Origin of the sequence: Pseudomonas sp. Y24-6 (assembly GCF_020295325.1) — a bacterium.
In the GTDB taxonomy this organism is placed as follows: Bacteria; Pseudomonadota; Gammaproteobacteria; order Pseudomonadales; family Pseudomonadaceae; genus Aquipseudomonas; species Aquipseudomonas gregormendelii.
Genome location: NZ_JACBXG010000018.1, coordinates 16,227 through 23,611, shown reverse-complemented (window position 1 = coordinate 23,611; position 7,385 = coordinate 16,227). Strand labels below are relative to the sequence as shown.

Below are 7,385 nucleotides of genomic sequence, written 5' to 3'. Positions count from 1 at the left end.
GTATCCGGATCAGTGGCGGGAAGCACAAAGGCGCGTCGTCCCTATAAAACGAATGCAGACCGGAAAAATTAGCGAATGAGAATAACTATCAGAGAGACGAGGTTTGATGAGGACAGTGGCTGCGCGGCAAACCAAAATGCGGGAGCGGGGGTTACCCGCTCCCACAGTGGAATGGTGGTGGGCGCGGCATTCATGTACGGCGCAGACCACTGTGGGAGCCAGCCTGCTGGCGATGGCGTCTGCGGATTCGCTATTGATCTGGCAGGGAGATTGCCATCGCGGGCAAGCCTGGCTCCCACAGGGTAGTGGTGGTGGACGCAGCATTCATGTACGGCGCAGACCACCGTGGGAGCCAGCCTGCTGGCGATGGCGTCTGCTGATTCGCGATTGAGCTGGCAGGGAGATTGCCATCGCGGGCAAGCCACGCTCCCACAGGGTAGTGGTGGTGGACGCAGCATTCATGTACGGCGCAGACCACCGTGGGAGCCAGCCTGCTGGCGATGGCGTCTGCACATTCGACATTGATGTGGCAGGGGGAAGACAGTTGCTCCCACAAAGGCGTTGCATCAGGCGCTGGCGACGATGGCGTGCCGGCGATGGTGGATGTCGAGTTGATCCTTGATCACCTTCAGCACCTTGGCCTCGTGTTCATGGATGAAAAAATGGCCACCGGCAAGCATGTCCACCGAGAAACTACCGCGGGTTTCCCTGCTCCAGCCAATCAACTGTTCGGTGCTGGCGCGATCGTCCTTGCCACCGAGGACATGCACCGCACACTTGAGCGGCGCACGCTCGACAGGTTCGAAGCGGCCGCACAGCAGGAAGTCGGCGCGCAGCACTGGCAAGGTCAGGCTCATCAACTCTGCGTTGGCCAGGACTTCCTCGCTGGTGCCGTTTAGGTTGCGCAGTTGCTCAATCAGCTCGGCATCGGATTTGGGCTCGGCGAAACCCCGGTCGTAGTCGGCGCGCATTGTCGGTGCAGCGGTGCCCGAAGCGAACAGCGCTACGGGTTCCGGGCTACCCAGCGAACGCAAGGCATGGGCCATTTCACAGGCCAGCAGCGCGCCGAGGCTGTGGCCGAACAAGGCATACGGAGCCTTGAGAGTGACCAGTTGTTCCTCGGCCAATTGCCGCGCCAGGCGGCGCATGTCGGTGTGCAGCGGCTCGCCAAAACGTGCGCCGCGTCCCGGCAGTTCCACCGGTTGCAGCTTGATCCACTCCGGCAGCTTGCGCCGCCAGCGGCTATAAACCATGGCGCTCGCGCCTGAATAGGGCAGGCACAGCAATGTCAGCTGGGTCACCGGGCTTACCTCGATAGTTGTCTGGTTGGAGAACGTATGAGGCGGTCGGTGAATTAGTCGGATCGCAATCGCGAGCAAGCTCGCGCCTACAATTTACGGAAGCTCTGGATGGCCGAGCCCAGCACCACGACGCCGGCCGCAATCGCCACCCAGAACCCGCTGGGTGCGCCGAATGCGTCCACCAGCCAACCCGAACTGGCCGCACCGATGGCCACGCCGATGCTCAAGCCGGTGACCAGCCAGGTCAGGCCTTCGGTCAGCTTCGCCGCAGGCACGATCTGCTCAACCAGTGCCATGGCGACGATCAGGGTCGGGGCGAAGAACAGCCCGGCGACGAATACCGCCAGGGACAGGCCGAGGATGTTGGTCGCCAGCAACAGCGGCAGGGTCGTCACCGCCGTCGCCACGCCGCCGTAAAGGAACAGTCGCGGCAGCGGCACTTTCGAACGCAATGCGCCGAACGCGAGCCCCGCCATGCACGAGCCGATGGCGTACACCGACAACACAATACTGGCCGCCGCCGGCTGACCCTGATGCCGGGCAAACGCCACGCTGACCACATCGATCACGCCGACGATGGTGCCCATGGCAACCATCAGCAACACCAGCAATCGCAGCTCGACGGAGCGAATGATCGAGCCCTGGTGGTGCGCTTCGTGGGGATGAATCGCAGGTTCGGTTGCCCTTTGCAGGACAAATGCAGTCACGCCGATCGCCAACATCAGCAACGCCGCCAGCGGCCCGGCTTCGGGGAAGACCACCACGCATAACCCCACCGACAACGGGGGCCCGACGATAAAGCAGACTTCGTCGAGCACCGACTCCAGTGCATAGGCGGTTTGCAGCTCGGGCTTGCCGCGGTATACCTCGGTCCAGCGTGCCCGCACCATCGCCGACATGCTGGGCATGCAACCGGCCAGCGCCGCGAACAGGAACAGTGTCCAGTGCGGGGCCTGCAGTCGAGTGCAGAGCAGCACCATCAGCAGCGCGCCGCCACCGATCAGCGCCGACACCGGGAGGATGCGCCGCTGGCCGAAACGGTCCACCAGACGGGAAACCTGTGGTGCGCAAAAGGCAGTGGCCAGGGCAAAAGTCGCCGCCACCGCCCCAGCCAGGCCATAGCCCCCCTGTAACTGCGAGAGCATGGTGATCAATCCGATGCCGGTCATGGAAATCGGCATGCGCGCGATCATCCCGGCCAACACGAAGGCTCTGCTGCCTGGGGCCCTGAACAGTTCGCGGTAGGGATTTGCCATGGTCTGACTGTCTTTGGAAGGGAGTGCAAATTGCCATAAGGCGGGGGGCGGGGAAAGCGCTGAATTGTTGGTTGAATGTTAAGGCCCCAGGATCAAAAGATCGTCCGATCGCGGCCCGAGCCTCCGGCAGCTCCTACAGGGGTTCGCATTCCAACGCAGGCTCGGGCCGTGATCGGACGATCTTTGATCTTGCTGGTGAACTCTTGAAGTCCGAAACCAGTCAGCTGATAAGGCCCTCAACTCAAGGCGCTAACCCTTATGCTGATTTCCCTGGACCAACAGGTCGCCCTCATCACCGGCGCCAGCTCCGGTATCGGTGCCGGCGCCGCCAAGGCCCTGGCCGCTGCCGGTGCTGCCGTGGTGCTCAACTACAACTCACAGGCCGCCCCGGCTGAAGAACTCGCCCGGCAGATCAAGGAGCAAGGCGGTCGCGCCATCGCCATCGGCGCAGACGTTGCCAAGGAGGAAGACGTCGAACGACTGTTCGCGCAAACCCTCGAAGCCTTCGGCTCGCTGGATATCCTGGTGGCCAATTCGGGCCTGCAGAAAGACGCCCCGGCAGTCGACATGAGCCTCGCGGACTGGAACCAGGTGATCGGCGTGAACCTTACCGGCCAGTTCCTGTGTGCCCGCGCCGCCCTGCGGGTTTTCAATCGACAGGGCATTCGCGAAGGCGTGTCCCGGGCCGCCGGAAAAATCATTCACATGAGTTCGGTGCACCAGCGCATTCCCTGGGCCGGCCATGTCAATTACGCCGCCTCCAAAGGTGGCGTCGACATGCTGATGCAGAGCCTCGCCCAGGAAGTCAGCCACCAGCGCATCCGCATCAACGGCATCGCCCCGGGCGCGATTCGTACCGCTATCAACCAGGCAGCTACTGAGGGCGCCGCTGCACAGGAACTGCTCAAACTTATTCCCTATGGCCGCATCGGTGACGTCGAGGACATTGCCAATGCCGTGGTCTTTCTCGCCTCCGATGCCTCTGACTACATCGTCGGCACCACCCTGTTCATCGACGGCGGTATGAGTCTCTATCCGGAGTTTCGCGGCAATGGCTGATCATCATCCCGAACGACAAAGCGCTATCGACGCCCATGGCATCATCGGCGACATGCGCAGCGCTGCACTGGTCAATGATCGAGGCAGCGTGGACTTTTTCTGCTGGCCGGAATTCGACAGCCCGTCGATCTTCTGCTCGCTGCTGGACACCCCCGACGCCGGGATTTTCCAGCTGGCGCCGGACTTGCCGGATGCGCGTCGGGAGCAGATTTACCTGCCGGACACTAACGTCCTGCAAACCCGCTGGTTGAGCGACCACGCGGTGGTCGAAGTCACTGACCTGTTGCCGATCGGCGACAGCGAGGACGACCTGCCGGTGTTGATGCGCCGGGTTCGCGTTGTCAGCGGTCGGGCGACCTTTCATATGCGCTGCGCTGTGCGACACGATTACGCCCGCGCCAGCACTCGCGCGCAGATGGCTGATCAGGACGTGGTGTTCGAGGCGACCGACCAGCCTGCCCTGCGCCTGTCCTCCGATCAGGTGATGCGCATCGACGCGGACGCAGCCGTAGCGCAATTCAGCCTGGAACAGGACCAGAGCGCGCAATTCATGCTCGGCGGCGTGGATGACCCGCGCTTTGAACAGGGCGCGGCGGACATGTGCATGGAGCGCACCCTGAAATTCTGGCGCGACTGGAGCGGCCAGTCCAATTACCGAGGCCGCTGGCGTGAGATGGTCAATCGTTCGGCCCTGGCGCTGAAGCTGCTGACTTCACGCAAGCATGGCGCCATCCTTGCGGCCGCCACCTTCGGCCTGCCGGAAACACCTGGCGGGGAGCGCAACTGGGACTATCGCTACACCTGGATCCGCGACGCTTCGTTCACTGTCTATGCGTTCATGCGCCTGGGTTTCGTCGAAGAGGCCAATGCGTACATGGGCTGGCTCCGTGGACGGGTCAGCGATTGCCGCGGCAAGTCGATGAAGCTGAACATCCTCTACGCCGTCGATGGCCGTCAGGAACTGCCGGAATCCGAACTGTCCCACCTGGCCGGCCATGGTGGTGCAACGCCGGTGCGCATCGGCAATCAGGCTTACGACCAAGTGCAACTCGACATCTTCGGCGAGCTGATGGACGCGGTGTACCTGGTGAACAAGTACGGCGACGCGATCTCTCACGAGGGCTGGAGGCACGCGGTTGAGGTGGTCGATCAGGTCTGTGAAAACTGGCAGCACAAGGACGTCGGCATTTGGGAGATGCGTGGCGAACAGCATCACTTCCTGCACTCTCGACTGATGTGCTGGGTGGCGCTGGACCGGGCCATTCGCCTGGCGTCCAAGCGCTCGCTGCCCGCGCCTTTTGCGCGCTGGGATGAGACCCGACAGGCCATTTACGCGGACATCTGGAATAATTTCTGGAATGAAGAGCGCGGTCATTTTGTCCAGCATATCGGCGGCACGGCCCTGGATGGTTCGATGTTGTTGATGCCGCTGGTGCGCTTTGTCAGTGCCAAGGACCCCCGCTGGCTATCCACCCTGCAGGCCATCGAGAAGACCCTGGTGCGTGACGGCATGGTCTACCGCTATCGTAACGAGGATGCAGGAATTGACGGTCTGGAAGGCACTGAAGGTGCATTCGCAGCGTGCTCGTTCTGGTACGTCGAATGCCTGGCCCGGGCAGGCCAGGTGGAGAAAGCGCATCTGGAGTTCGAGCAGCTGCTCAGGTATGCCAATCCGCTGGGTTTGTATGCCGAAGAGTTCGACACCCGAGGGCGGCACCTGGGCAACACACCGCAGGCCCTGACCCATTTGGCGTTGATCAGTGCGGCGAGTTTTCTCGATCGCAAGTTGAGTGGCGAAAAAAATTATTGGCAGCCATGATGAAGGCCTAAACCTTAACAGTTCACTCGCACGCAGGAGCCGCCGCAGGCTCCTACAGAGGCTCGCGGAGATTGCTGCATGACTGGCCATCCCATCCAGTTCATCCGAACATCAATGCTCACAATCGCCTATGAAGAACACGGCCCGGCCAATGGTGAGCAGGTGATTCTGCTGCACGGGTTTCCCTATTCCCCGCGCGCGTTCGACTCGGTAGCACCCGTGCTCGGTGCACAAGGCTATCGAGTTATCGTGCCGTATCTGCGCGGCTACGGTCCGACCCGTTTCAACAGCCCGGGTACCCCACGCTCCGGGCAGCAGGCAGCCCTCGCCCAGGATCTGCTGGAGCTGATGGACACCCTCGGGATTGAGCAGGCAGCGCTTTGCGGCTACGACTGGGGCGGACGCGCGGCGTGCATCGTGGCGGCACTGTGGCCGCAGCGGGTTCGTTGCCTGGTTACTGGCGATGGGTACAACCTCCAGGACATTCCCAACTCGGTTAAGCCGCTGGATCCGCAAACCGAACATCGGCTCTGGTATCAGTACTACTTCCATAGCCCGCGTGGAGTCGAGGGCTTGACCCGAAATCGGCATGCACTGTGCGAGTTGCTATGGCGCCTGTGGTCACCGACCTGGGACGAGGGCCCCGCGTTGTACGCGCGCAGTGCAACGGCCCTTGATAACCCGGACTTTGTCGAGGTGGTGATTCACTCCTACCGGCACCGATTCAAGTATGTCGATGGCGATCCGGCGTTGGAATGGATGGAGCAGGCGCTGACTCGCCAGCCGCCGATCAGTGTGCCCACTATCTCCCTGTGCGGCGCAGACGATGGCGTCGGACCTGCAACGGCAAACGATGAAGATCGGGACTTTTTCACCGGTGACTACGAGCGGCGTATTCTGGCCGGGGTCGGTCACGACATTCCCGAAGAAGCCCCCCAAGCCACCCTCAAGGCACTACTGGATCTGCTGCAGCGCTGATGCAAAAGCGTTCCCGATAGGCTTGCGGAGTCACCCCCATCGCCCTCAGGAAACTGCGCCTGAGGGTCTCTTCGCTACCGAACCCGCATTGCATCGCCACGCGCTTGATCGGCACACCGGTGTCGCTGAGCAACCTGCGCGCCGTTTCCACTCGAATCGACTCTATCGCCCGGGCGGGGGTCTGGCCGGTGTCGGCGCGGTAGTGGCGCACGAAACTGCGTTCGCTCATGCCCGCCTGGGCGGCGAGTGTTGGAATCCCCAGGTCCAGGGGAAGATTTTCGCTGATCCAGGCATGAAGTTCGTCAAACCGATTACCTTTTTTTTGCAACGACAGGGTCACGCTGAACTGCGACTGGCCACCGGGACGCTTGAGAAACACCACCAGTTGGCGGGCCACTTCCATGGCCATCTCGCGACCGAGGTCCTGTTCCACCATGGCCAGCGCCAGGTCGATGCCGGCAGTGACGCCGGCCGAGGTCCACACCGGGCCATCGTTGATGAAGATCGGGTCGGGTTCCACCCGCAGCTGCGGATGCTGCCGGGCCAACTGCTCGCACCGGGTCCAGTGAGTGACCACCCGCCGGCCATCGAGCCAGCCGCTGGCGGCCAGCAGAAAAGCCCCGGTGCACACCGAGGACACGCGCCGGCAAAGGGTTGCGTGGCTGCGCACCCAACTCACCAGTGCCGGGTCCTGAGCCGCTTCATACACGCCCCAGCCGCCGGCGATGATCAAGGTGTCGCTGGCCGTCTGCGGCAGCGGTTCAGCCAGCATTGCCAACCCGGCAGAGGACATGACCGCCCCGCCACCGCTGGCGATCACCGTCGGTGCGTAGGGTGCCGGCAGGCCTTGCTGGCGGACGATGTCATTGGCCGAGGCAAACACTTGCAGCGGCCCGGTGACATCGAGCAACTGCACCTTGGCGAACGCGAGCACATGAATGACTTTAGGCATGTTGGCGTAATTCGTGGGTT

Annotated in this window: 6 protein-coding genes; 3 read left to right on the top strand and 3 right to left on the bottom strand. The window is 62.5% G+C overall.

Annotation, left to right across the window (positions count from 1 at the left end; translation table 11 throughout):
• Positions 1 to 566 precede the first annotated feature (566 nt).
• The gene (locus tag HYI44_RS26215) at positions 567 to 1,301 is read right to left on the bottom strand and encodes a thioesterase II family protein (RefSeq protein WP_225570888.1); all 735 of its coding nucleotides are present in this window, start codon (positions 1,299 to 1,301) and stop codon (positions 567 to 569) included.
• Positions 1,302 to 1,387: 86 nt separating this feature from the next.
• Complete coding sequence (locus tag HYI44_RS26210) at positions 1,388 to 2,557, bottom strand: MFS transporter (protein WP_122838669.1); 1,170 nt, start codon at positions 2,555 to 2,557, stop codon at positions 1,388 to 1,390.
• Between the two features lie 258 nt (positions 2,558 to 2,815).
• Here HYI44_RS26210 and HYI44_RS26205 point away from each other — a divergent pair, with 258 nt between their 5' ends.
• The 3 genes from HYI44_RS26205 to HYI44_RS26195 all read left to right on the top strand — a co-directional run bounded on the left by HYI44_RS26205 (position 2,816) and on the right by HYI44_RS26195 (position 6,413).
• Positions 2,816 to 3,616 carry a glucose 1-dehydrogenase gene (locus tag HYI44_RS26205; RefSeq protein ID WP_225570887.1) on the top strand — a complete coding sequence of 267 codons (801 nt, stop codon included), beginning with the start codon at positions 2,816 to 2,818 and terminating at the stop codon, positions 3,614 to 3,616.
• Entirely contained in the window at positions 3,609 to 5,435 is a 1,827-nt protein-coding gene (locus HYI44_RS26200) for a glycoside hydrolase family 15 protein (RefSeq protein ID WP_225570886.1), read from the top strand. Before HYI44_RS26205 ends, HYI44_RS26200 begins: the two co-directional genes overlap by 8 nt.
• Before the next feature lie 78 nt (positions 5,436 to 5,513).
• Positions 5,514 to 6,413, top strand: coding sequence for an alpha/beta fold hydrolase (locus tag HYI44_RS26195; protein WP_225570885.1), 900 nt, complete (start codon positions 5,514 to 5,516; stop codon positions 6,411 to 6,413).
• Here HYI44_RS26195 and HYI44_RS26190 read toward each other — a convergent pair.
• Positions 6,382 to 7,365: a GlxA family transcriptional regulator gene (locus HYI44_RS26190; protein WP_122838665.1), complete on the bottom strand. Its 984-nt coding sequence runs from the start codon at positions 7,363 to 7,365 to the stop codon at positions 6,382 to 6,384. The two genes, HYI44_RS26195 and HYI44_RS26190, sit on opposite strands and share 32 nt — an antisense overlap.
• Between the last annotated feature and the right edge of the window lie 20 nt (positions 7,366 to 7,385).

Bases quoted from the DNA above. Each gene is read 5' to 3' on its own strand.
- HYI44_RS26205 (WP_225570887.1), top strand. From the start codon at position 2,816: ATGCTGATTTCCCTGGACCAACAGGTCGCCCTCATCACCGGCGCCAGC.
- HYI44_RS26190 (WP_122838665.1), bottom strand. From the start codon at position 7,365: ATGCCTAAAGTCATTCATGTGCTCGCGTTCGCCAAGGTGCAGTTGCTC.
- HYI44_RS26200 (WP_225570886.1), top strand. From the start codon at position 3,609: ATGGCTGATCATCATCCCGAACGACAAAGCGCTATCGACGCCCATGGC.
- HYI44_RS26210 (WP_122838669.1), bottom strand. From the start codon at position 2,557: ATGGCAAATCCCTACCGCGAACTGTTCAGGGCCCCAGGCAGCAGAGCC.
- HYI44_RS26195 (WP_225570885.1), top strand. From the start codon at position 5,514: ATGACTGGCCATCCCATCCAGTTCATCCGAACATCAATGCTCACAATC.